The organism is Rheinheimera sp. D18, assembly GCF_004345025.1.
Lineage (GTDB): Bacteria > Pseudomonadota > Gammaproteobacteria > Enterobacterales > Alteromonadaceae > Alishewanella > Alishewanella metallidurans.
Genome location: NZ_CP037745.1, coordinates 2,974,341 through 3,000,141, shown reverse-complemented (window position 1 = coordinate 3,000,141; position 25,801 = coordinate 2,974,341). Strand labels below are relative to the sequence as shown.

16 protein-coding genes, 2 tRNA genes and 3 rRNA genes are annotated in these 25,801 nt (G+C 46.3%); 16 read left to right on the top strand and 5 right to left on the bottom strand.

Annotation, left to right across the window (positions count from 1 at the left end; genetic code table 11):
* Positions 1-3: 3 nt before the first annotated feature.
* From E0Z06_RS13980 to rrf, 6 genes are all read left to right on the top strand, one after another.
* Complete coding sequence (locus tag E0Z06_RS13980; RefSeq protein WP_132585929.1) at positions 4-1,248, top strand: serine hydrolase; 1,245 nt, start codon at positions 4-6, stop codon at positions 1,246-1,248.
* 378 nt (positions 1,249-1,626) lie between these two features.
* Positions 1,627-3,151, top strand: a 16S ribosomal RNA gene (locus E0Z06_RS13975).
* A 211-nt stretch (positions 3,152-3,362) separates the two neighbouring features.
* Positions 3,363-3,439, top strand: a tRNA-Ile gene (locus E0Z06_RS13970).
* Between the two features lie 106 nt (positions 3,440-3,545).
* Positions 3,546-3,621: transfer RNA gene (locus tag E0Z06_RS13965), tRNA-Ala, on the top strand.
* A gap of 299 nt (positions 3,622-3,920) precedes the next feature.
* Positions 3,921-6,801 (top strand): 23S ribosomal RNA (locus tag E0Z06_RS13960).
* A 152-nt stretch (positions 6,802-6,953) separates the two neighbouring features.
* A 5S ribosomal RNA gene (gene rrf, locus E0Z06_RS13955) occupies positions 6,954-7,068 on the top strand.
* Together the 16S, 23S and 5S rRNA genes with 2 tRNA genes alongside form the textbook arrangement of a ribosomal RNA operon.
* A 70-nt stretch (positions 7,069-7,138) precedes the next feature.
* Here the strand turns inward: rrf and E0Z06_RS13950 are convergent.
* On the bottom strand, positions 7,139-8,110 hold the full coding sequence (locus E0Z06_RS13950; protein ID WP_132585926.1) for a pyridoxal-phosphate dependent enzyme: 972 nt from the start codon (positions 8,108-8,110) through the stop codon (positions 7,139-7,141).
* A gap of 243 nt (positions 8,111-8,353) precedes the next feature.
* Here E0Z06_RS13950 and E0Z06_RS13945 point away from each other — a divergent pair, with 243 nt between their 5' ends.
* The 9 genes from E0Z06_RS13945 to E0Z06_RS13905 all read left to right on the top strand — a co-directional run bounded on the left by E0Z06_RS13945 (position 8,354) and on the right by E0Z06_RS13905 (position 20,002).
* Positions 8,354-9,397, top strand: a complete 1,044-nt coding sequence (locus E0Z06_RS13945; protein ID WP_132585923.1) for a rod shape-determining protein — start codon at positions 8,354-8,356, stop codon at positions 9,395-9,397.
* Positions 9,398-9,425: 28 nt separating this feature from the next.
* Positions 9,426-10,292: a rod shape-determining protein MreC gene (mreC, locus tag E0Z06_RS13940; protein WP_132585920.1), complete on the top strand. Its 867-nt coding sequence runs from the start codon at positions 9,426-9,428 to the stop codon at positions 10,290-10,292.
* Complete coding sequence (gene mreD, locus E0Z06_RS13935; protein WP_132585917.1) at positions 10,292-10,774, top strand: rod shape-determining protein MreD; 483 nt, start codon at positions 10,292-10,294, stop codon at positions 10,772-10,774. The genes mreC and mreD overlap by 1 nt, the downstream gene beginning before the upstream one ends.
* Entirely contained in the window at positions 10,690-11,346 is a 657-nt protein-coding gene (locus E0Z06_RS13930; protein WP_335739201.1) for a Maf family protein, read from the top strand. Before mreD ends, E0Z06_RS13930 begins: the two co-directional genes overlap by 85 nt.
* On the top strand, positions 11,343-12,809 hold the full coding sequence (rng, locus tag E0Z06_RS13925; protein WP_132585911.1) for a ribonuclease G: 1,467 nt from the start codon (positions 11,343-11,345) through the stop codon (positions 12,807-12,809). The genes E0Z06_RS13930 and rng overlap by 4 nt, the downstream gene beginning before the upstream one ends.
* A complete protein-coding gene (locus E0Z06_RS13920; protein WP_132585908.1) occupies positions 12,809-16,672 on the top strand; it encodes a YhdP family protein in 3,864 nt (1,287 codons plus the stop codon). The genes rng and E0Z06_RS13920 overlap by 1 nt, the downstream gene beginning before the upstream one ends.
* Complete coding sequence (locus E0Z06_RS13915) at positions 16,665-17,510, top strand: carbon-nitrogen hydrolase family protein (RefSeq protein WP_132585905.1); 846 nt, start codon at positions 16,665-16,667, stop codon at positions 17,508-17,510. Before E0Z06_RS13920 ends, E0Z06_RS13915 begins: the two co-directional genes overlap by 8 nt.
* On the top strand, positions 17,507-18,949 hold the full coding sequence (gene tldD / locus E0Z06_RS13910) for a metalloprotease TldD (protein WP_132585902.1): 1,443 nt from the start codon (positions 17,507-17,509) through the stop codon (positions 18,947-18,949). The genes E0Z06_RS13915 and tldD overlap by 4 nt, the downstream gene beginning before the upstream one ends.
* Positions 18,950-19,012: 63 nt before the next feature.
* Entirely contained in the window at positions 19,013-20,002 is a 990-nt protein-coding gene (locus E0Z06_RS13905) for a branched-chain amino acid aminotransferase (RefSeq protein WP_132585899.1), read from the top strand.
* Between the two features lie 133 nt (positions 20,003-20,135).
* Here E0Z06_RS13905 and E0Z06_RS13900 read toward each other — a convergent pair whose 3' ends face one another.
* Together E0Z06_RS13900 and yjgA are read right to left on the bottom strand one after the other, a co-directional pair.
* Complete coding sequence (locus E0Z06_RS13900; RefSeq protein ID WP_132585896.1) at positions 20,136-21,254, bottom strand: hypothetical protein; 1,119 nt, start codon at positions 21,252-21,254, stop codon at positions 20,136-20,138.
* 262 nt (positions 21,255-21,516) lie between these two features.
* Entirely contained in the window at positions 21,517-22,035 is a 519-nt protein-coding gene (yjgA, locus tag E0Z06_RS13895; RefSeq protein WP_132585893.1) for a ribosome biogenesis factor YjgA, read from the bottom strand.
* 118 nt (positions 22,036-22,153) lie between these two features.
* Between yjgA and pmbA the strand changes: the two genes are divergently transcribed.
* On the top strand, positions 22,154-23,500 hold the full coding sequence (pmbA, locus tag E0Z06_RS13890) for a metalloprotease PmbA (RefSeq protein ID WP_132585890.1): 1,347 nt from the start codon (positions 22,154-22,156) through the stop codon (positions 23,498-23,500).
* A gap of 91 nt (positions 23,501-23,591) precedes the next feature.
* On the opposite strand, the gene E0Z06_RS15820 is transcribed toward pmbA, so the two are convergent.
* Together E0Z06_RS15820 and E0Z06_RS15815 are read right to left on the bottom strand one after the other, a co-directional pair.
* Positions 23,592-24,938 (bottom strand): M3 family metallopeptidase, encoded by a 1,347-nt coding sequence (locus E0Z06_RS15820; RefSeq protein WP_243695520.1) that lies wholly within the window; start codon positions 24,936-24,938, stop codon positions 23,592-23,594.
* Complete coding sequence (locus E0Z06_RS15815) at positions 24,895-25,770, bottom strand: hypothetical protein (RefSeq protein WP_243695519.1); 876 nt, start codon at positions 25,768-25,770, stop codon at positions 24,895-24,897. Before E0Z06_RS15815 ends, E0Z06_RS15820 begins: the two co-directional genes overlap by 44 nt.
* Between the last annotated feature and the right edge of the window lie 31 nt (positions 25,771-25,801).

Here is a 25,801-nt window from a genome sequence, read left to right as displayed (position 1 = left end):
ACCATGATCAGGCGAATTGTTTGCGCACTACTACTAAGTCCATTTTTTGTTAATCCCTGCCTAGCCGACGATACATTTTACCCCTTACTGCCTTTGCTCAAAGATACCGCATTAACTTACCCAATTTTAAATCACGTTGTTCAACAGCAAACAAAATATAAATTACAAATTATCTATACTCAGGTTGATCGCGATCATGATAACCAGCCTACATTAACGACCTATCAGCTAGGGCTGAATGAGCAAAATTACTTTTACCCTGCAAGCACAGTAAAACTGCCTATATCGCTGCTCGCTTTAGAGTGGCTTGAGCAACATAAAGCATCTGGAATTTCGGCAACTACTACTATGCTTACTGATAGCGCATCGGCTGAGCAAACTATTCAGGACTCCGACCTTAGTAATTCTAAGGGCGTGCCAAACATCGCTCACTATATTAAGAAAATTTTGCTCGTTAGTGATAATGATGCAAGTAATCGGCTGTATGAACTGTTGGGGCAAGACTATATAAACAATGCACTGGCCGCTAAAGGTTTACCTAACACCTTAATTACGCATCGGCTTAGTCTGCCTTTTACGCCAGAACAGAATAGATCATATAATCCAATTCGGTTTGTTGACGATAATAACAAAGTGCTGTTTCAACTACCTGCGCGTACATCCACGAAGCAGTATCTTAATAGTGATAAGCCGGTTATAGGTAAGGCATATATAGCTGCGGGTAAAATGGTTCACCGACCGATGGACTTTAGCGATAAAAATCGTTTAAGCCTAACCGATTTCGACGGCATTATTAAACGCATCGTATTTCCAGAGCTTTATCCCGTTCATCAACGTTTCAATATTAGTAAGCAACAACGTGATTTCGTCCTTCGTTATATGTCAATGTTACCGCCTTCTAGTATCGAACCAAAATATGACGCCATAGCGTTCCCGCCTAACTACTCAAAATTTTTAATGTTTGGTGGCGTTAATCAAAATGTGCCTGATCATATAAAGATTTTTAATAAGACTGGATGGGCATACGGCCACGTTATCGATGGAGCCTATATAGTTGATGTAAAAAATCAGATAGAGTTTTTTCTAAGTGCCGTGGTTTATGCAAATGACAACGAGGTGCTAAACGATGATAATTATCAGGTTGAAGAAATTGCTTTGCCCCTTCTTAACCAATTAGGTAATTTTCTCTATCAATTAGAGTTAAAACGCAATCGTAAGTACAAACCTGTTCTCAGTTCTATTAATTAGCCGACATAAAATCGTAATAAAGACTAGGAATGTTTATTAAATAACCGCAAAGTGCCGGTTTAATACCTAAATGTTTAAAAAACAGGCAGTCGATCATCTTTATTGAAAATAGATCTTGATCGATTTAAAACGATCTCTATAATGCGCACCACACAGACGGAAGCAAGCGAAAGCTGCAAACGTAAGTGTCACTGAAGCGCAAGCTTCGCGTCATCGAGATATTTTCTGACGCACGCTCTTTAACAATTCGCAATCAATCATCTGTGTGGGCACTTATGATGGATTTCACAAAAATGAAATACATCGGTTGAGTGACTTACATAGAAATATGTTTTAAGTCAGTAAGACTGAGCGCCACTTTGGTGGCAGAAAGAACTTTAATAGAAGAGTTTGATCATGGCTCAGATTGAACGCTGGCGGCAGGCCTAACACATGCAAGTCGAGCGGGGTTTTCGGACCTAGCGGCGGACGGGTGAGTAATGTATAGGGAGCTGCCCGATAGAGGGGGATACCAGTTGGAAACGGCTGTTAATACCGCATAATGTCTACGGACCAAAGTGTGGGACCTTCGGGCCACATGCTATCGGATGCACCTATATGGGATTAGCTAGTTGGTGGGGTAATGGCTCACCAAGGCGACGATCCCTAGCTGGTTTGAGAGGATGATCAGCCACACTGGGACTGAGACACGGCCCAGACTCCTACGGGAGGCAGCAGTGGGGAATATTGGACAATGGGCGCAAGCCTGATCCAGCCATGCCGCGTGTGTGAAGAAGGCCTTAGGGTTGTAAAGCACTTTCAGCGAGGAGGAAGGGATAGGCGTTAATAGCGGCTATTTTTGACGTTACTCGCAGAAGAAGCACCGGCTAACTCCGTGCCAGCAGCCGCGGTAATACGGAGGGTGCAAGCGTTAATCGGAATTACTGGGCGTAAAGCGCACGTAGGCGGTTCGTTAAGTTGGATGTGAAAGCCCCGGGCTCAACCTGGGAATTGCATTCAAAACTGGCAGACTAGAGTATGTGAGAGGGGGGTAGAATTCCAAGTGTAGCGGTGAAATGCGTAGAGATTTGGAGGAATACCAGTGGCGAAGGCGGCCCCCTGGCACAATACTGACGCTGAGGTGCGAAAGCGTGGGGATCAAACAGGATTAGATACCCTGGTAGTCCACGCCGTAAACGATGTCTACTAGCTGTTCGTGGTCTTGTACCGTGAGTAGCGCAGCTAACGCACTAAGTAGACCGCCTGGGGAGTACGGTCGCAAGATTAAAACTCAAATGAATTGACGGGGGCCCGCACAAGCGGTGGAGCATGTGGTTTAATTCGACGCAACGCGAAGAACCTTACCTACTCTTGACATCTACAGAATTTTGCAGAGATGCGAAAGTGCCTTCGGGAACTGTAAGACAGGTGCTGCATGGCTGTCGTCAGCTCGTGTTGTGAAATGTTGGGTTAAGTCCCGCAACGAGCGCAACCCTTATCCTTAGTTGCCAGCACGTAATGGTGGGAACTCTAGGGAGACTGCCGGTGATAAACCGGAGGAAGGTGGGGACGACGTCAAGTCATCATGGCCCTTACGAGTAGGGCTACACACGTGCTACAATGGTATGTACAGAGGGAGGCAAGCTGGCGACAGTGAGCGGATCTCTTAAAGCATATCGTAGTCCGGATCGCAGTCTGCAACTCGACTGCGTGAAGTAGGAATCGCTAGTAATCGTGGATCAGAATGCCACGGTGAATACGTTCCCGGGCCTTGTACACACCGCCCGTCACACCATGGGAGTGGGTTGCAAAAGAAGTAGGTAGCTTAACCTTCGGGAGGGCGCTTACCACTTTGTGATTCATGACTGGGGTGAAGTCGTAACAAGGTAACCGTAGGGGAACCTGCGGTTGGATCACCTCCTTACCTAAAGTGAAGAAGTTGTAAGTGTTCACACAGATGATTGATTGTAGAGATAGAGCAAATAAAGTTTATTGCGAAGTTTATGAGAATAAATAACGCAGGATGTTTTATTTAGCGCAAGGCGCACGCCGAACGAAGGAAGGAGTTTACTAATGTAAATGACTGACTGAGAGAGAAGTGAAACGCAGCGATAGATAAAACAGACCAGTTAAACGGGTCTGTAGCTCAGGTGGTTAGAGCGCACCCCTGATAAGGGTGAGGTCGGTAGTTCGAGTCTACTCAGACCCACCAAATTGCGCATCATACGGCGTTATGTCGATACTCACATACATAAGTATGCGTCGTATCAACATGCCTTGCCTGATGTGCAATTATCCAATTTATTGGAATACTTATTGGGGCCATAGCTCAGCTGGGAGAGCGCCTGCCTTGCACGCAGGAGGTCAGCGGTTCGATCCCGCTTGGCTCCACCATTCTTTATTTACTCTAAAAAATTCAAATCAAAGCGTTCTAAACAGAATGATTTGATTTGAGTTTAATCTCAAATGCTCTTTAACAATTTGGCAAGCTGATAGTAGTAAAAAACAAGGTGCAAAATATTGCACAGGATGTTTTTACTGTTGCTAGGCGCACAACGAACGCGTGAAGGAGTTAACTTCGGTTAATGACTGAGCAAGTGAGGAAGTGCAACAACGCAGCGGGAAAAACAGACCAGCAAGACGTTGTGAACCTTAAGCACACTGTATAATTTCAAGACATCTTGGGGTTGTATGGTTAAGTGAATAAGCGTACACGGTGGATGCCTTGGCAGTCAGAGGCGATGAAGGACGTACTAACCTGCGAAAAGCTGTGGGAAGCCGGTAAGAGGCGTTAGACCCGCAGATATCCGAATGGGGAAACCCAGTGCATTTATGCACTATCGTTACATGAATACATAGTGTAACGAGGCAAACCGGGAGAACTGAAACATCTAAGTACCCCGAGGAAAAGAAATCAACCGAGATTCCGTTAGTAGCGGCGAGCGAACGCGGAGTAGCCCTTAAGCTACATTGGTGTTAGTGGAATACTCTGGAAAGAGTAGCGATACAGGGTGATAGCCCCGTACACGACAACACCTTTATAGTGAAAACGAGTAGGACGGGACACGAGACATCCTGTTTGAACATGGGGGGACCATCCTCCAAGGCTAAATACTCCTGACTGACCGATAGTGAACCAGTACCGTGAGGGAAAGGCGAAAAGAACCCCTGTAAGGGGAGTGAAATAGAACCTGAAACCGTGTACGTACAAGCAGTGGGAGCACCTTCGTGGTGTGACTGCGTACCTTTTGTATAATGGGTCAGCGACTTACATTCTGTAGCAAGGTTAACCGAATAGGGGAGCCGTAGGGAAACCGAGTCTTAACTGGGCGAATAGTTGCAGGGTGTAGACCCGAAACCGGGCGATCTATCCATGAGCAGGTTGAAGGTTGGGTAACACTAACTGGAGGACCGAACCCACTAATGTTGAAAAATTAGGGGATGACTTGTGGATCGGAGTGAAAGGCTAATCAAGCTCGGAGATATCTGGTTCTCCTCGAAAGCTATTTAGGTAGCGCCTCGAGCGAATACCATTGGGGGTAGAGCACTGTTTGGGCTAGGGGTCATCCCGACTTACCAACCCCATGCAAACTCCGAATACCAATGAGTACTACTCGGGAGACACACGGCGGGTGCTAACGTCCGTCGTGGAAAGGGAAACAACCCAGACCGCCAGCTAAGGTCCCAAAGTAATGATTAAGTGGAAAACGATGTGGGAAGGCATAGACAGCTAGGAGGTTGGCTTAGAAGCAGCCATTCTTTAAAGAAAGCGTAATAGCTCACTAGTCGAGTCGGCCTGCGCGGAAGATGTAACGGGGCTAAATCATTCACCGAAGCTGCGGACTTGTGCTTGCACAAGTGGTAGAGGAGCGTTCTGTAAGCCGTTGAAGGTAGACCGGGAGGTTTGCTGGAGGTATCAGAAGTGCGAATGCTGACATGAGTAACGATAAGGGGAGTGAAAAACTTCCCCGCCGAAAGACCAAGGGTTCCTATCCCATGCTAATCAGGGTAGGGTGAGTCGACTCCTAAGGCGAGGCTGAAAAGCGTAGTCGATGGGAAACGGGTTAATATTCCCGTACCGACCAATACTGCGATGGGGTGACGGAGAAAGCTAGGCAAGCGCGGCGTTGGTAGTCCGCGTGAAAGTAAGTAGGCTGAGAGACTAGGCAAATCCGGTTTCTTAAGGCTGAGATACGAGACGAGTGTCTAAGGACACGAAGTTGTTGACGCTATGCTTCCAGGAAAAACCTCTAAGCTTCAGGTATTGGTGATCGTACCCGAAACCGACACAGGTGGTCAGGTAGAGCATACCAAGGCGCTTGAGAGAACTCTGCTGAAGGAACTAGGCAAAATAGTACCGTAACTTCGGGAGAAGGTACGCTCTTTGCTGTTAAGGACTTGCTCCGTAAGCAGCGAAGAGTCGCAGTGACCAGCTGGCTGCAACTGTTTATTAAAAACACAGCACTCTGCAAACTCGTAAGAGGACGTATAGGGTGTGACACCTGCCCGGTGCCGGAAGGTTAATTGATGGGGTTAGCGCAAGCGAAGCTCTTGATCGAAGCCCCGGTAAACGGCGGCCGTAACTATAACGGTCCTAAGGTAGCGAAATTCCTTGTCGGGTAAGTTCCGACCTGCACGAATGGTGTAATGATGGCCAGGCTGTCTCCAGCAGAGACTCAGTGAAATTGAAATCGCGGTGAAGATGCCGTGTACCCGCGGCTAGACGGAAAGACCCCGTGAACCTTTACTATAGCTTGGCACTGAACATTGGCCCTACATGTGTAGGATAGGTGGGAGGCTTTGAAGTTTGAACGCTAGTTCAGATGGAGCCGTCCTTGAAATACCACCCTTGTATGTCTGATGTTCTAACGTAGGCCCCTTATCGGGGTCGCGGACAGTGTCTGGTGGGTAGTTTGACTGGGGCGGTCTCCTCCTAAAGCGTAACGGAGGAGCACGAAGGTTGGCTAAGTACGGTCGGACATCGTACGGTTAGTGTAATGGTAGAAGCCAGCTTAACTGCGAGACAGACACGTCGAGCAGGTACGAAAGTAGGTCATAGTGATCCGGTGGTTCTGTATGGAAGGGCCATCGCTCAACGGATAAAAGGTACTCCGGGGATAACAGGCTGATACCGCCCAAGAGTTCATATCGACGGCGGTGTTTGGCACCTCGATGTCGGCTCATCACATCCTGGGGCTGAAGTCGGTCCCAAGGGTATGGCTGTTCGCCATTTAAAGTGGTACGCGAGCTGGGTTTAGAACGTCGTGAGACAGTTCGGTCCCTATCTGCCGTGGGCGTTGGATGATTGAGTGGAGTTGCTCCTAGTACGAGAGGACCGGAGTGAACGAACCGCTGGTGTTCGGGTTGTCATGCCAATGGCATTGCCCGGTAGCTACGTTCGGAACGGATAAGCGCTGAAAGCATCTAAGCGCGAAGCCGGCCACAAGATGAGTCATCCCTCAGGCTTTAAGCCTGCTAAAGGGTCGTTGAAGACCACAACGTTGATAGGTGAGGTGTGGAAGCGCAGTGATGTGTTAAGCTAACTCATACTAATTGCCCGTGTGGCTTAACCATACAACGCCCAAGGTGTTTTTAGAAAGAATACGTGTGTAACTACTAATCAGATTGCCGAATATCGGAACACAGTTTTTATCAAATCCTTCCATGGATTTGACCCTAACGGGCCGCACTACAGTGCGTTAAAACGTGTTCCCTACAAGTTTTTGCCTGGTGGCAATAGCGCTGTGGACCCACCTGAACCCATTCCGAACTCAGAAGTGAAACGCAGCTGCGACGATGGTAGTGTGGCATTCGCCATGCGAGAGTAGTTCACCGCCAGGCTCCCAATTCAAGAAAGCCCGTCTCGTATGAGTCGGGCTTTTTTACTATTTCTCCGCCTAGCTTGCTAAGATTATTGCATCGAGTTTGCGGAGTATTGGTTGCCTGAAAGCAGCGCAAGATCAGCCGCGGTAATTCTCTCACGGTAAAACAAGCCTTTTAAGCCTTGCAAACCACCGGTATGAAAAAAGCTCAGCCTACTTCCTGCTGCAATAGCGCCAGAACTAATTAGTGAAAATACCCCAGCCAGTGCTTTGCCAGTATAAACCGGTTCAACATAAAGCTGATGCCGCGCTAGATCACGACAAAACTGCAATAACGTCTCGTCAAACTGTCCGTACCCTTTACCGGTGAAGGCCATATTAATTTGCCAATTTTTGTTGGTACTGTCGGTTGTTAATAGCTGCTTGACGCGTGTTGGTAACGACTGATCCTTTACGACAGCAATACCTAATATATTGCTGGCATGCCGCTCAATAAGTCCGGCTAAGGTGCCGCCACTGGCCGTTGCTGTAGTAATTAAGTTAGCTTTACCATCTGGCGTATTAAGTAAGTCAAGCTCTGTTACGCCTCGCACGCCAGCCTCAGATGAACCACCTTCTGGTACGATTAATAGCGTTGGGTGTTGGCTCTGTAATTGACTAATAAATGCGGGTTCTGAGCGGCGTCTGTAGGTTGTTCTATCTAATGCATGTAGTTGCATGCCCATACGCAAGCAAAACGCTAAAGTGGGGTTTGCTGTATCTAACGTGTCTGTTCTAACGTAGGCCACGCTTTGTAAGCCAAGCCAATTGCAGCTGGCGGCAACCGCCGCAAGATGATTAGAAAACGCGCCACCAAAGGTGAGTATGCCGGATTTGTTTTCAGCGACAACCTGTTGTAGGTGATACTTCAGCTTAAGGCATTTATTACCCGAGACTTCAGGCAAAGAAGTATCAAGATGGCTAATCCAAAGCTGAATATGCTTTTGTTGTAACAACGGATGCTGCAATAGCTGCCAACGTTGTTTCGTCGCAATAAGCTGGTTTTGGCACGAAAGCGGCATTATTTAGAGGTTTTTTTCAGTAAAGGTTCATATTTTGTCATTATACTATGTCAATTTTTTAATACTGGTAGAAAAATTCAACCAGAACTTGGTTTAATTGAATAAAAATGTAAGATAAAGCTATTCACATGGCGGTGACTTACTTAGAATAACCTCCAGCTTTTTTATCTTCACTGTTATGCTCTGACAATACGGTGCTGAGTAGTGTCTGCTTACTCAGGTTTATAAGGATCCGGTTCTTTCATGTTTAATAAATTGCGTGGCCTATTTTCAAATGACTTATCCATTGACCTTGGTACAGCTAACACTCTTATTTATGTTAAAGATCAAGGTATAGTACTAGATGAGCCGTCCGTAGTTGCTATACGGCAAGAACGGGCAGGTGGACCGAAAAGTGTTGCTGCAGTAGGTCATGCGGCAAAGCGGATGCTAGGTCGTACGCCGGGTAATATTAAAGCGATTCGCCCGATGAAGGATGGTGTTATAGCTGACTTCTACGTAACAGAAAAAATGTTACAGCATTTTATTCGCCAAGCACACAGCAATAGTTTTTTTCGGCCAAGCCCTCGCGTTTTAGTGTGTGTACCTTGCGGTTCTACGCAAGTAGAGCGTCGAGCCATTAGAGAATCAGCGCAAGGCGCTGGTGCACGAGAAGTGTATTTAATTGATGAACCAATGGCTGCGGCTATTGGTGCTGGCTTACCGGTGTCTGAAGCGACCGGCTCTATGGTAGTCGATATTGGTGGTGGTACCACTGAAGTCGCTATTATCTCTTTAAATGGCGTAGTTTACTCATCATCAGTGCGTATAGGTGGCGATAAGTTTGATGACTCTATCGTTAATTATATTCGTCGTAACTATGGCATTTTAATTGGTGAAGCCACGGCAGAGCGGATTAAAACCGAAATTGGTTCTGCTTATCCTAGTGACGATGTACTAGAGATAGAAGTTCGCGGCCGCAACTTAGCTGAAGGTGTCCCGCGTAGCTTTATTATGACGAGCAACGAGATTTTAGAAGCACTGCAAGAGCCCTTAGCCGGCATTGTTAGTGCGGTTATGGTTGCGTTAGAGCAGTCTCCGCCAGAATTAGCATCAGACATTTCAGAGCGCGGTATGGTATTAACCGGTGGCGGTGCATTATTGCGAGATTTAGACCGCTTATTAATGGAAGAAACCGGGATCCCAGTTGTTGTAGCCGATGATCCGCTAACCTGTGTTGCCCGAGGTGGTGGTAAAGCATTAGAGATGATTGATATGCATGGCGGTGATGTGTTTAGTTATGACTAACTGAACTTATAGATGTATTTGAACCTGTATGAACCAGATTTATAGCAGGCGCTCTTCATTACCACTACGGTTATTTTTAGCCGTGGTGTGTAGTGCTGGATTAATGTTTTTAGACCGCTACACCGATAGTTCAACGCAATTACGTAGCTACCTTTCTACTGCTGCTACCCCATTTTTTTACGTTGCCAGCTTACCGCAAACCTTATTCTCTGGCGCTTCTGAGCAGTTTATGTCGCAGCAAGAGATGTTAGAACAAAATGCCCGTTTAAAAGAGACTCTGCTCAAGCAAAATGGTCAGCTACAATTGTTGCGTTTTTTGCAGCAAGAAAATGAAAAGCTACGCGCATTGCTTAGCTCTACTGCCGTTGTTGAAGATAAGCTGCTAGTTGCTGATGTGCTTGCGGTTTACAGCCATCCCTTTAGCCATCAGGTAATGTTAAATAAAGGCAGTAATGATGGCGTAACAGAATTTCAACCCATAATTGATGAGCAAGGTGTGGTTGGTCAAATTGTTAGTGTTGGGCCAACAAGTAGCCGAGCACTGCTAATATCAGACAACACTCATGCTTTATCAGTGCGTACCGAGCGTACGGGTGTGCGAGCCGTTGTTGAGGGACTAGGACAGTGGGATGTATTGCGGGTGATGTATCTACCGCACAGCACCGATATTCGCGAAGGTGATCGCTTATTGACATCTGGTTTAGATGGGCGTTTTCCTGAGGGTTATCCTGTGGCTCGTGTAACCATGATTAGCCAAGATGCAAACCAACCCTTTATGGTGGTTTATGCCGAACCTTTCGCTAGATTAGACCGAATTCGTCACGTTCTACTGCTGTCTGGCCGCACTGTGGCTCCGCTAGCACCTATGATACCAGAAGCACAGGAGCAGCCTTAATGCGTAAACCACAGGGCCTAGGCTTTATTTACTTGTCATTACTGGTTGCGTTGCTATTAACTGTAATGCCCATGCCACAAGCAGTTAAACTGGCGCGACCTGATTGGGCATTGTTGGTTTTAATGTATTGGACCATGGCATTGCCGCAGCGTGTCGGTGTTATTACGGCATTTTTTACCGGCGTTATTGTCGACGTGTTGGTAGGTACAGTGCTTGGTGTTAATGCGCTGGCATTTTCTGTAGTTATGTTTGTTTTGGCACAGCATCACCTAAAAATGCGTAATTTTGGTGTGCTACAGCAGTCATTAGTGCTGGGTATCTTACTCGCTTTTTACCAACTACAATTGTTTTGGTTAAGCCATTTTCTTACCGGCGTAAACTTTAGGCCGCAATATTTGTGGCCAGCGCTTACGGGCATGCTAGTTTGGCCTTGGCTATTTTGGTTATTACGCCGCTATCGGCGACAATTGAAGATCCAATGACTTACCCAACCATCGCTTTAGCTTCTTCTTCTCCGCGGCGCCGTGAACTGCTGACACAATTAGGTGTCAACTATGAACTGGTTAAAGCCGATATCGATGAAACCCCGTTTAATAATGAATCTGCAGTGCATTATGTGCAGCGGCTGGCCTTAGCTAAGGCTCGCGCTGGCTTAGCGCGATTAAGTGTCGAGCTACCTGTGCTAGGTGCTGATACCATTGTTGTCGTTGATGGCAATATCCTAGGTAAACCAGCAAGCTTTGCTGAGTTTAAACTGAGTATGCAGTTGTTGTCTGGGCGCAGCCATCAGGTAATGACCGCAGTGGCACTAGTAAGTCATACTCGGCAGCTACAACAGCTGGTTTGTACCGATGTGTACTTTCGCGTGCTTAGCGAAACAGAAATTAGCCATTATTGGCATAGCGGTGAGCCACAAGATAAAGCAGGTGGTTATGGCATTCAAGGCCTGGCAGCAAAGTTTATCCAGCGTATTAACGGCAGTTATACCGGTGTAGTCGGCCTGCCTCTGTGTGAAACTGAACAAATGCTACGACAGTGGCAGGAGCTAGAATGAGTGCAGAGTTACTGCTAAACGTCACCCCAAGCGAGACTCGGGTTGCACTAATTGAAAATGGCGTATTGCAAGAGCTGCATATCGAGCGCCAAGCAAGGCTAGGTTTAGTTGGTAATATTTATATTGGTAAAGTAAGTCGCGTTTTACCGGGAATGCAAGCCGCATTTGTGGATATCGGTTTAGATAAAGCCGCGTTTTTACATGCTTCCGACATTGTGCAGCACGACAGCCTAAGCGAACTGGACGGCCGGCCACAAGCGAGCAAAGACATTCGCGTGTTGGTGCACGAAGGCCAGTTTTTGTTGGTGCAAGTAGTTAAAGATCCGCTAGGCACCAAAGGCGCTAGGCTGACGACAGATATTACCCTCCCTTCGCGTTATTTAGTGTTTATGCCGGGTTCGCCGCATGTTGGTGTGTCGCAGCGTTTAGAAACCGAAGCTGAGCGGCAACGGCTAAAAGATATTGTTAGTCAGTATTTAGATGACAGTGGTGGTTTTATTGTTCGTACCGCCGCAGAGGGCGCCAAGGAAGAAGAGTTAGCGCAAGATGCAAAGTTTCTCAAAAAACTCTGGGCTAAGGTTATTAAGCGCAAGCAAAAAACGCGTAAAGAAAGTGTTGTTTATGAAGATCTTACTTTAGCTTACCGTATTCTTCGTGATTTTGTCGGCACTGAATTAGAACGAGTGCGGGTTGATTCTAAAATAACCTATCAGCAACTTACCGCGTTTTGTGAAGAGTTTATTCCGCATATGACACCCTTGCTCGAATATTATCCTGGTGAGCGGCCGATCTTCGACATGTTTGATGTGGAAAATGAAATACAGCGCGCATTAGAACGTAAAGTACCGTTAAAAAGCGGTGGTTATTTGATTATTGATCAAACCGAAGCCATGACCACCATTGACGTAAATACCGGTGCCTTTGTTGGCCATCGTAATTTAGAAGAAACCATATTTAATACTAATACCGAAGCGACCCAGGCTATTGCCCGCCAGCTTAGGCTGCGTAATTTAGGTGGTATTATTATTATCGACTTTATTGATATGCAAAGCAGTGAGCATAAACGACGGGTATCTCATAGCTTAGAGTTAGCGCTGTCGCGTGATCGGGCGAAAACCAATATTCATGGTTTTTCAGCGTTAGGCTTAGTGGAAATGACGCGAAAACGAACCCGCGAAAGCTTAGAGCATATTCTTTGCTCTGAATGCCCTGTTTGCGAAGGGCGTGGTAGTTTAAAAACAGTAGAAACGGTGTGCTTTGAAGTACTGCGAGAAATAGTCCGCGTAAATAGAGCCTATGCGGCCGATAAGTTTATGGTTTATGTGTCGCCAGCAGTAAAAGATGCCCTAACTAATGATGAGTTTCACAGCCTAGCTGAGCTTCAAGTATTTATTGGCAAGCAAATTAATATTCAAACAGAACCGCTTTATACTCAGGAACAATTTGATGTGGTGATGATGTAGTGCAAAAGGTAAAACAGTTTTGTTTTTACTGTTTACACAAACTCTGGCTGACACTGGCCGTGTTGCTGGTGCTTTTGGCTGTGTTTATTTCGCTATTACGTTATAGCCTGCCGTATGCCGATAATTACAAGCAGCATATTGAACAGTTAATTCAAAGCCGTTATGGCGCAGCTGTGCAAATTAACGAGCTTAGCGCCGGTTGGCAAAAGTTTGGCCCCGCACTGTTACTCAACAACGTTAAGTTATACAACGACCAGCAACAGTTGCAGCTTAGTATTGCTGAAACTCGCGTGCAAATCGATTTTTGGCGTAGCATACTAAATCGGCAACTCACGGCTAAGCATTTCGAACTGGTTGGCCTGAAATATCATATTGATGCAAATAGCTTGCTTGCCGGTGAATCGGCAGCCGCCTTAGATACCGCTCCGGTATTAGCTGCATTAGAAACGTTGTTTTTTCAGCAGCTGGCCTACTTTTCGGTGCTAGATAGCCAGTTAATACTACAAAGTGAAAACGAGCCCGACGTTGTTGTTAATATTAAACAGCTTGATTGGGCCAATAGTAGTAACCGCCATCAGGGCTATGGTGAATTATCGTTAGCTGGTGTTACTGTTAATACGTTATCGTTTATTTTAGATCTGAACGGTAACACGCTAGACTCAGCGTCTGGCCAGCTGTATTTAGAGGGTGATAAGTTAGACGTATTACCTTGGCTGGCAACTATTTTGCCGCCTAGCCAAAAATTACAACAAGCGAGCATTAATTTTAAGGCTTGGGGCAGTATTGATAAAGGCTTATTACAACGTATCCAAGTAGAGCTAGCCGATAACAGTGTAAGTTGGCAGCGAAATGCCGAGAGCCATTTATTGCGTTTAGGCCAAGGCCAGCTGTTATGGCAGCCCACCGCAAGCGGCTGGTCATTATACTCTGGCGCGCTAACCATGGCTGCAGAGCAGCAACAGTGGCAAGACCTACAACTGCAGTTACATCATGCCGATGGTGTCTGGCAAGGCGGACTAAATAACTTTCGTCTTGAGGCCGTTACACCGCTGGCAAATTTATTAGCAGATGATATTGAGCTACTGCAAAAGCTAGTACTGCATCAGCCAAGTGGCCATCTAAAGCAATTGCTTTGGCGCATTAGTGATAAAAAATGGCAACTTGCTGGGCAGTTTGATGCGCTACATTTAGCACCTAGCAATGATATTCCCGGTGTTAATGATATTTCCGGACAGTTTTGGCTTAGTAATGCTGTATCTAAGTTAGTCGTGCAGGCTGAGCATGGCGAGTTAAGTTGGGACGGTTTATTTACTCAGCCCACCGCCTACGACAGCCTTGCTGCTACCGTATATTTGCAGCCTATAGCCGATACTTGGCAAGTATTAATACCGCAGTTCAGTTTAAGCAACCCTGATTTACAGCTAGATGCGAGTATCAAGTTTGAACACCGACTAGAAATTCTTGCCCGTGTACAGCAAGTTAATGCCGCAAATGCCAGCTTATATTTTCCGCAGCGTTATATGCCAGAATCAGTGCGTGACTATTTAACCCCAGCTATTAGACAAGGGTTAGTAACAAATGCCACCTTGCTGTGGCATGGTGTGCCAAATGAGTTTCCGTATCATGAGCAGCAAGGTGTATTTCAGGTGTTGGCTGAAGTAGAGCAAGCTGAGTTCGCTTTCGCCCCTGATTGGCCAGAACTTACCCAGCTAAGTGCGACACTATGGTTTGAAAATGCGGCTATGTCGATTCAATCTAATGCCGGAGAGTTAGCTGGGTTAGCGCTAGAGCAAAGTGTAATGGCAAGCATTCCTGATCTGTTTCATGCTGATACTATCGATATTTATATTCAGCAACAGTTGCCGGCGGAAGACGTAACTGCATTAATACAGCAATCGCCATTGCAGCCTAATTTAGGTGCAACACTGCACTATCTTGGCGCAGTTGGTATGGTGCAAGGTGACGTTAAGCTAGCCATTGGCCTACATCAGCCTTCGGTTTTAGCCACTGGCGATGTCAGCTTTTCTGATATAAGCCTGACATTGCAAGCTCCAGATATGTATTTGTCTAACATTGCCGGTAAATTATCCTTTGAAAATGAGCGCATTTTTGCTGACAACTTAACATTAAGCTGGCGCGGCTTGCCATTAACGGCAGCATTGCAGGGTAAAGATAGCGATGCGGGTTATCAGCTAGCGCTGCAAATGCAAGGTAAGCAGGGTGCAAAGCCGTTGTTAGATGCCGTATACCCACCGGCAGCTGTGTTAGTTGATGGTAATACGCAGTGGCGGTTACAGTTGGCGCTGAGTTTGCCAGAGCAAGGCTTTAGCTATAGCGCTAAACTGCAATCAACACTGCAAGATACGGCGTTATTGCTACCAGCGCCTTACAACAAACCCGCCGAGCAAGCTACTGAGCTAACAATAACTGCTGATGGCGATGCCACACGCTCATTATTAGCGGCACACTTTAATCAGCAATTACATTTTCATGCCGAATTGCAACATGACAACCAGCAGTTTAGCCGTGTGCATCTTATCGCTGCTGAGCATGACAGTGGTTTAAACAATGCTGGTTTTTTGGTTAGTGTGGACTTAGCCAAATTAGAATTTCTGCCTTGGCTTGAGTTGTTACAGCAGCAATTATCTGCCAGTGCACCGTCTGGGCAGCCGTTATTTCCAGAATTATTGCGTGTAGCAGGTAGGGTGCGTCAGCTTGATGTTGCTCCCGGTGTGGCGTTAAATAACACCGTATTTGAGCTAAACCAGTTGCCAGAGCATTGGCAGTTACAGCTAAATGGCACCGAAATAGCGAGCCAGTGGTTGTTTAGTAAAAACTGGCAGCAACAAGGTATTAGCGCGCAACTAGATTATTTGCATTTACCTATGCCACCGCAAGAAGCTACCGATACCGAGCTGGTTGCGCAGTTGGCACAAACTGCACAGCGCTGGTTATTAGAGCTGCCACCATTAACGCTTAGTTGTGCTGACTACTCTATCGGTAATTATCAGTTTGGTCAGGTGCAAGCTAAAGCCCAGAGCACAAATAATCAGTGGCAGCTTACTGAGCTAACTGCTCGTTATAAACGTAACCAACTTAGTGCTAACGGCTATTGGCAAGACGATGGCGTACTGGGGAAAACTGAGTTTAGCGGTAAATTAAAATCTAATAATTTAGGTGCGTTACTAAATGAATATCAGATTACCTCGGCTATTTCAGGTAGTGCGGCAAATATTGATTTCAGCTTAGGCTGGGCTGGCGCCCCTACGCAATTCGAGCTGGGTAAACTTGCGGGTAATATCAGTTATAAACTGGCGGATGGTTCGTTAACCGAGGTTAGCGATCAGGGGGCTCGGTTGTTTTCGTTGTTTAGCTTAGACTCTTTACTGCGCAAATTGCGCTTAGACTTTCGTGATGTATTTTCTAAAGGCTTTTTTTATAACAGCATGAGCGGTAATTTGGCGCTGTCAGACGGCGTAGTGCAAACCAGTAATGCCGCTATTGACGGTGTACCCGGTAGTATACAAATTCAGGGTTATGCCGATTTAGTCAGTGAAAAAATAGATTACCAAATGGCGTTTTCGCCTAAAGTTACTTCAAGTTTACCCGTAATTATTGCTTGGATGGTAAACCCGGCAACCGGTTTAGCCGCGCTGGCGCTAGATGAAGTATTTCAAAGTGCCGAGGTTATCTCAAAAATCAATTTTACTGTTACCGGTACTTTTAGCCAGCCGGTAGTTACAGAGGTTAACCGCCACAGCAAAGAAGTGCCTGTGCCAGTGCGAGTAGCGCAACCGGATACCGTTATCGAACAACCCTCAGAGCAAAACTTAACACCAAAGCGGAACCCAGCACATGGCTAATTGGCGTTTGTCAGCGATTCAACTAACTAGTACACCGGAACCTGCGCAAAATTTGGCCCAGGTAGCTAACTATTTGCAGCAGCTGTGTGCCACCCATGCTGATGGTTTGCCGCATCTGGTAGCATTACCGGAATGCTTTGCCATTTTTGGTGGCCGCGATGGTTTGCAGCTAGAGCAGCAAGAGGTACTGGGGCAGGGCGTCATCCAGCAAGCCTGCGCCGCGTTAGCTAAGCGGTTTGGCGTGTATCTGCTTGCAGGGTCGTTGCCTACCACTAGCCCAGAGCCACAGCGCTTTAGCGCGAGCAGCCTATTATTTGCTCCTGATGGCAGCCTAATAGCTGATTATCAGAAAATGCATTTGTTTGATGTACAAGTGGCCGATAATACCGGTAGTTACTTGGAATCGGCCACTACTTACCCTGGGCAAAAAATTACTCTAGCCACGGTTGCCGAACTAAAGCTTGGCTTATCGGTGTGTTATGATGTGCGCTTTCCAGGTTTAATGCAGGCGCTTGGCGCACGTGGTATGAATGTGTTAACCGTACCTGCCGCCTTTACTAAGGTAACCGGCACTGCGCATTGGCATACCTTATTAAAAGCGCGGGCGATAGAAAACCAATGCTTTGTGCTGGCGCCTAATCAAACTGGTGTACATGCTAATGGCCGCGAAACTTATGGCCATAGCCTAATTGTTAGCCCGTGGGGCGAGGTGCTGGCTGATGCCGGTACCGAAGCCGGCTGGGTTTCAACCGTAATAGATTTAACCGATTGTGTACGGCTTAAGCAAAAAATGCCCGTGGCACACCATAACCGATTTAACAGTGAGCTCAAACCATGACTGCACCCGAGCAGAACCTGATCACCGCTTCAGAACTAACGGCTGATGATCTACAGCAAACGCTAGGCTATTTATTTGACCATCAGCTCGATTTTGCTGATTTGTATTTTCAATCCAGCGTGCATGAATCCTGGGTATTAGAAGATGGCTTAGTAAAAGACGGCTCGTTTAATATTGAGCGCGGCGTAGGTGTGCGAGCTATTAGTGGTGAAAAAACCGGTTTTGCTTATGCCGATACCATTAGTGCTGCAGCCTTAAAGCAAGCAGCTACCGCCGCGCGCGGCATTGCAATACAAGGCCAGCAGGGCAGTGTTAAAGCGTTTAGCAAAAGCGGTAATAGCAATATTTACCTGCCGTGTGAGCCGTTACAAAGCGTAACTAACACCGAAAAGGTAGCGTTACTGCACCAAATTGAAGCCTATATTCGCACCCTCGATAGCCGCGCCGAACAGGTAATGGTGAGCTTATCTGGCGTATACGAAGAAATATTAGTTGCAGCCAGTGATGGTACTTATGCTAGTGATATACGGCCATTAGTACGCTTAAACTGTTCAGTATTATTGCAGCAGGGCGACAGACGCGAGCGCGGCAGTGCAGGCGGTGGCGGTCGTACTACCTATCTCTATTTTACTGACTTAGTTAATAATGAACCGCGTTGGCAAAATTATGCCCGCGAAGCGGTGCGCCAAGCGCAAGTTAACCTAACTGCTATTGATGCGCCAGCTGGCGCAATGCCAGTTGTATTAGGCAGTGGTTGGCCGGGCGTATTACTGCATGAGGCAGTAGGGCACGGTTTAGAGGGCGACTTTAACCGCAAGGGTTCATCTACCTTCTCTGGCCGTGTTGGTCAACAGGTGGCGTCTAAACTATGCACTATTGTTGATGATGGCACCTTAGCACATCGACGTGGCTCACTAAACGTAGATGATGAAGGCGTGCCAAGTCAGTACAATGTGTTAATAGAAAACGGTATTCTTAAAGGTTATATTCAAGACAAACACAATGCTATGCTGATGGGTGTTGCACCAACCGGTAACGGTCGTCGCGAGTCATTTGCGCATTTGCCGATGCCACGTATGACAAATACCTATATGTTAGCTGGCCAGCATGATCCACAAGAAATTATCGCTAGTGTAAAAAAAGGTATTTACGCGCCAAACTTTGGTGGTGGTCAAGTAGATATCACTTCAGGCAAGTTCGTGTTTTCAGCCTCTGAAGCCTACCTTATCGAAAACGGTAAAATTACTGCGCCAATTAAAGGCGCCACCTTAATTGGCAGTGGCCCAGAAGCGATGCAGCAGGTATCTATGGTTGGTAATGACCTAGCACTTGATGCTGGTGTTGGTGTGTGTGGCAAGCAAGGCCAAAGCGTACCGGTAGGCGTAGGCCAGCCAACTTTAAAGCTAGACATGCTAACGGTTGGTGGTACTCAGCATTAAATTTATAACTGGCTAGATTTAACCGCCTAGCCGGTAAAAACAACCCAGCAGGAAATTTAAACAATGGCAGCATTTGGCACGGTATTTACCCCGGAGATGATAATCTCTCGCTTTAATAGTAATGGTTGGAGTACGCCAGAGGTAGTGGCAAGCAACAGTATTAATTTGCACCCTGGTGCGCATGTGCTGCATTACGCCAGCACCTGTTTTGAAGGCTTAAAAGCCTTTAAACATGCAGATGGTTCAATTTATATCTTCCGTATGGAGCAAAACGTAGCGCGTTTGCAGCAAAGCAGTGCGTTATTAACCTTGCCTAAAGTTGATACTGCCATGCTGCGCCAAATGATTTTAGATATTGTAAAACGTTATGCTGTCGATGTACCAACGCCGCCGGGTTCTATGTACATTCGCCCTACACATATCGGTACGGAAGCCTCTATTGGTAAAGCTGCGGCGCCAAGCTTAGAGTCTATGTTATATGTGCTGTTATCACCGGTTGGCGACTACTTTGCTGGCGGCAGTAAAGCACTACGTTTATTGTTAGAAGACAACGCCCGCTGCGCTTCACACATGGGTATGGTAAAAAGTGGTGGTAACTACGCCAGTGCCTTGCAACCGATTATTAAAGCGCGGGCTACGGTAAATGCCGATCAGGTATTGTTTTGCCCCAATGGCGATGTGCAAGAAACCGGTGCGGCAAACTTTTTACTGTTCGATGGCAACGAAATTATTACCAAAGCGTTAGATAGCTCATTTTTGCACGGCATAACCCGCGACTCTATTCTAACGCTAGCCCGTGACCGTGGTATGAAGGTATCAGAGCGCGAGCTTACGGTAGACGAATTATTAGAGCGGGTGCAAAAGCCCGGTACTGAAGCGGCACTATCTGGTACGGCTGCGGTATTAACGCCGGTAGGTACGCTTATTCATAACGGCAAAGACTACGCAGTGGGCTCAGGTACTAGCGATACCACTAACGCATTGCGTCAGGCATTAAATGATATTCAATGGGGTAGCGCTGAAGATAAACATGGTTGGTTAACCAAGGTTTAGCTTTGTAGAATTAAAAATAAAAGTGTTAGCCTGTTGGTTTAGGCTAACACTTTTTAATGCTTGGCACGGCTATAAAACTATAGCTTTTTCTGTTGCTTTAACTGTTGTATGCGAGATAAGTTAGTTATATAAATTATGCACAGGGTCCTAAAAATTGGAATCGCGTAACTGTGCAAGTCGTGCCCTCTTTAGTTGTGGAGCAGACTGTGGTTTCGGTCTTTTTGGGACATAACTGCTCTATTAATCCACCACCTTGGTCGACGTTGATCGGAGCACCGGTTACTCCAAGATCAGTAATGTGCTCACCAGTAGAAACAAAGTCTAGAATACAACTAGAGACATTATTAGGAGAATTGATAAAATTGTAAGAACCGCCTTGACCTGTTAGTAGACCTAAATTGCGGCCATGAACAACTGAGCCTTCTCTATCTAAGTGAAACTTTAAATAAATTTTTTTAATCCCTCTCGTGTTGATATCTCCTATATATTCAACTTTAAATGAAAGCCGATTTTCCCAAGAGTCTCCCGTATGTATTATGTGGTACTGCTCTTGGGAGACATGTTTGTAGTCTATTTTTGTTGAACGGGATGCATTTAAGCTGATAATTGTTTCTTTTGCTCCACCAGTTTGCATTGTGGTTGAAACATAATTACGCCAGGTACTATCAGCAACATGTTGCTTAATAGCATTGGCCATCTGTTCATTAATAAGCTGGGTTTCAGCCGGGTTGCTCACGTAGTGCAATAAGCTTTTACTACAATCTTCTGCGTCACCGCTTTGGCTGGACGAGGCACCAAGCTGCTGGCTTAGATTGGCGACAGAGACAGATATAGCACCAGATGGAGAGGCAGCTTGGGCAGCATTAATCGCGTTAATAATGGTATTGTGTAAAGTATAAAAGCCTTGCATTAACTCTTGCTCGTCAGCATTAAGCGTTAAATCAGTAATAAGAGGAATGTGTTCGCACCAGTTACTGGTACATTGCCTTTGAACACGAAATTTAAAAGCTTGTTGGGTTAATGGATTGGCTACAATTAGGGTTGCGGCTGGGGCATAGCATTCAACATCATCAGGTGTTGGGGTGCTGCCCGGAGGGTTGGTCCAGAGGCATTCCTGCGCGGGGGCTTTTAATGCGGCTACGGCTCCGGCTTGTTGATAATCACAGGTATCACAGGCATAAGTAATAAACTGGTATGCAAAAGCTGGAATGGATCCAAATAATAGGAATCCTATTGTTAATAAGCGCAACATATATACTTCCCTTTAAGGTGGTTGCAATTTTAGTATGCTTTAATATGTATAATATGTAAATAGATTGGATGCCCGTTTCAAGTGTTTGACTTACACTCGCAAGTGCTATTGATGTAGGTGAAATTTTGTAACTAATTATTGACAATGGATTGTGTGAGGTTTTGCTTTAAGTGGAAGCTTTTCTGGAAACACACTTTCGACAAACCTGCAAAAAGCCATCCGCTGTGGTGAGTAGCGGATGTGGCATAAATGTTGCGAAAAATTAATTTTTAACGATTAACGGTTTAATTAACTGAAACAGCTCGCGGTAGGCTTTTGGCGGCAGTTGTTTTTCTTGTTCTTTTTTCGCATTACGAATTAGTTGGCGCAACTGCTGGGTATCCACCGTTGGGTGATCGGCAATAAACGCGGTAACTACGTCGTTATCTTCTAGCATTTTATCGCGCAACAGCTCTATTTTATGAAACTGCCGCGTCGCCGCTTGGTTAGTATTACGCAGTAGCGCTAAGCCTTGCTCTAATTCTTTTAAATCACGATCACGCATTAGGCGGCCAATAAACTGAATATGGCGGCGCAGCGCTTCGTGTTTTTTACTTAATTTATCGGCCAGTAACAGCGCGGCCACTAACTCTTCATCTAGCGGTAGTTTGGCGCGGGCGGCTGGGCTTAATGCCACTAGCTCTTCGCCTAACTCTTGCAGGGCGTGCATTTCGCGTTTTATCTGCGACTTACTCTTGCCTTCTTCTTCGTCCCAAGTGTCGCCGTTTATAAAATTAGTCATTGTGTTGGTTCGCATTAGCTATAATGTTGCTAAGTATACATGATAGTAGCGCACAGCAGCAGCCAGCTTTCGCAGACTATGATAAACTTGTGGCAAATAATTTGGCTGAACTAACATTATGCACGTAACACAACCGACTATTTGGCAAGAAATTGACGAAGTAAAACAAGCTGTAGCTGAAGTTCTGGCCCATGCTAAACAGCTAGGTGCAACTAGCGCAGAAGCATCAATGAGCCGTACCAAAGGCCTAAGCGTAGAAACCCGCCACGGCGAGGTAGAAACGGTAGAGTTTAATCAAGACGGCGGTTTAGGCATTAGCCTGTATTTTGGCCAGCGCAAAGGCTCGGCATCTACTGCCGACTTAAGCCCGCAAGCACTACGTCGCACCGTTGAAGCCGCGGCCGATATTGCCCGTTATACTTCGGAAGACCCACACACCGGTTTAGCCGAAGCTGGCTGGTTAGAAATGTCGCCACCTAATTTAGACCTATACTACCCTGACACCATCGGCACTGATGAAGCCATAGCGTTATGTGCCAGCTCTGAAGAAGCCGCATTTGCAACCGATAAGCGTATTACCAACTCAGAAGGTGCGTCGTTTTCATCGCATACTGGTTTAAAGGTTTACGGCAATAGCCATGGTCAGTTGGTAGGGCATCCTAGCTCACGCCACAGCTTTAGTTGCGTAGTTATTGGTGAAGACGGCGACGATATGCAGCGCGATTACAGCTTTACCGTCGCGCGTCAGTATAGCCAATTGCTGGATCCAAAACAGATTGGCCGTGAAGCGGCATTAGAAACTATCGCGCGATTAAATGCGCGGCAAATTCCGACACAAAAAGTACCAGTAATATTTCGCGCCGATATTGCTAGCAGCTTGTTTGGCCATTTAGTGTCGGCTATAAGTGGTGGCAGCATTTACCGTAAGTCGAGTTTTTTATTGGATAAAGTAGGCCAGCCAGTTATGGCGCCAACGGTGACTATTTTAGAGCAGCCACATATAAAACAAGGCTTAGCTTCTAGCCCGTTTGATGGCGAAGGTGTGAAAACCCGCGATCTTATAGTAATAGAGCAGGGTGTATTAAACACTTACCTAACTACTAGCTACTCGGCGCGTAAGTTGGGTATGGCCAGCACTGGGCACGCCGGTGGTATTCATAACTGGCTAATTCAGCACGGCGATGCTGATTTGGCGGCATTGTGTCGTCAAATGGGCAAAGGCTTGTTAGTAACCGAGTTAATGGGCCAAGGCGTAAACACCGTTACTGGCGATTACTCACGCGGCGCCGCTGGTTTTTGGGTTGAGCACGGCGAAATTCAGTTCCCAGTAGCTGAAGTAACTATTGCCGGTAATTTAAAAGATATGTTTATGCAAATTGCCGCGATCGGTAATGATGTAGACCGCCGCGGTGGCGTGTTAACTGGGTCGATACTGATTAGCCAAATGCAGGTGGCCGGTAGTTAATATTAATTGCTAGAAATAAAAAAGCCCCGCAGTTAGTTGCGGGGTTTTTTGTTGGTGGTGCGTCATTTCTATAGTGCCGACAGATTAGTAATCAATCTACTTTAGTTTTTAAACCACGGCGAATTAACAGCGCGTCAGTCGTTGGTTCTTGGCCACGAAAGGCTTTATACGACTCCATTGGTAATCTAGAATTACCCACAGCTAAAATATTTTTCCGATGATTTTGGCCATTCTCTAACTTTAAACCACCTTGTTGTTGCACATAAGCAAAGGCGTCGGCGGCTAAAATTTCGCTCCACATATAGGCATAATAACCGGCAGAGTAACCGCCACCCATAGAATGCGAAAAGAAGGTTGATTTATAGCGCGGTGGCACCGCAGCTAGTGTTATACCGTGCTTTTTAAGTGCAGCAGCTTCAAAGGCATTAACGTCTTGTAGTGGCTCATCCGCGCTTAATGAGTGCCATTCCATATCCAGTAGCGCCGCTGACAAGTATTCTAAGGTATCAAAACCTTGATTAAAGCTACGTGATTTGATCACTTTCGCCAGTAGTTCAGCAGGAATAGGTTCACCGGTTTGATAGTGTTTAGCGTAGTTAGCAATAACCTCGGGGTGTGCGGCCCAATCTTCTTGGAAGGTTGACGGAAACTCAACAAAGTCGCGAGATACCGATGTGCCCGCTAGCGTAGGGTAATTTACGTTAGAAAACATGCCATGCAAGCCGTGACCTAGCTCATGGAACATGGTGGTAACGTTGTCATAACTCACTAAGGTTGGCTCGCCATTTGGGGCTTTAGGAATATTCATTACGTTAACCACCACTGGTTTTTGACCAAGTAGTTTTGACTGGCCAACAAAGCTGCTCATCCAAGCACCGCCGCGTTTACCGTCACGCGCAAAGTAGTCGGCATAAAAAATGGCTAAGCTTGAGCCGTCAGTATCAAATAATTCATAGGCTTTTACATCTGGATGATAGGTCGGTAAATCGGGTCGTGGTTTAAAGGTAACGCCATATAAGCGATTAAAAGTGTAAAATACCCCGTCTTTTAACACCCGTTCAAACTCAAAGTATGGCTTAACTTCGTTTTCATCTAAGTCGTATCTGGCTTTGCGCACTAGCTCGCTATAAAACTCCCAATCCCAAGGTTCAAGTTCAAAGTCTGCACCAGTTTGTTTCATCATTGCGCTAATCGCGGCCGCTTCTGTATTAGTGTTTGCCACAACCGCTGGCACCATGGCACCTAACATATCAAACACCGCTTGGGGTGTTTTTGCCATTTGCGACTCTAAGCCATAGCTAGCCCAGCTGTCATAGCCTAACAACCGCGCGCGCTCTGCCCGTAATTGCGCTAAACGAGCTACGATAGGGCGGTTATCGGTAGAGCCGGTTTGGTTACGGTTTGCTGACGCTTGCCATATTTTTTTTTCGCAACTCACGGTTAGTTAACTGGCTTAATATTGGCTGGCGCGTAGTGTTAGTAAGGCCTAGCAAATACTTACCTTCGTGGCCTGCTTCGGTTGCGGCTAAGGCGGCGGCAGTAATTTGTGATGCTGACAAGCCATCGAGTTCCGCTTTATTATCTACTACTACGGCAATGTTTTTTGTTTCAGCCAGCAAGTTTTGCGCAAACTGGTTGGTTAGCGTTGAATGCTCTTCGTTTAGGGCGCGAATGGCGGTTTTTTGCTCATCGGTTAGCTGGGCACCCGCGCGCACAAAGCGCTCGTAATACACTTCAATTAAACGCACCGACTCAGCGTCAAGCTTTAGCTCATTGCGCTGGTTATATACGCTTTTAATGCGGGCAAACAATTGTGGGTTAAGGTTAATGTTGTCAGAATGCGCCGCCATTTTTGGTGCTAGTTCAGATTGTATTTCACGGCGTTGCGGGTTTGAATTAGAGCCAACCAAGTTGTAAAAAATGCGCGAGACACGGGTAAGCAGCTCACCACTTTTCTCCAGCGCAACGAAAGTGTTTTCAAAGGTAGCTGGCGCAGGGTTGTTCGCAATCGCCATTACTTCGGTAATTTGCTGCTTAATACCTTCTTCAAAAGCCGGTAAAAACTGGCTGTCTTTAATTTCGGCGAAATTCGGCGCTTCGTATTGCAATGTGCTTACACTCATTAGCGGGTTGGATTGAGCCAGTTCGACCATTGTTGTTACCTCGGTTTCGCTTTGCGGCGCAGTGTTCTTCGTAACCGCCGTATCGTCTGAACAGGCTGATAACGCCAGCGCTGCGGCAACTGAAGTGGCAATAAAAGAGTTTCGCATTAGTATTTTCCTACAAAGTAAATTAACAAAA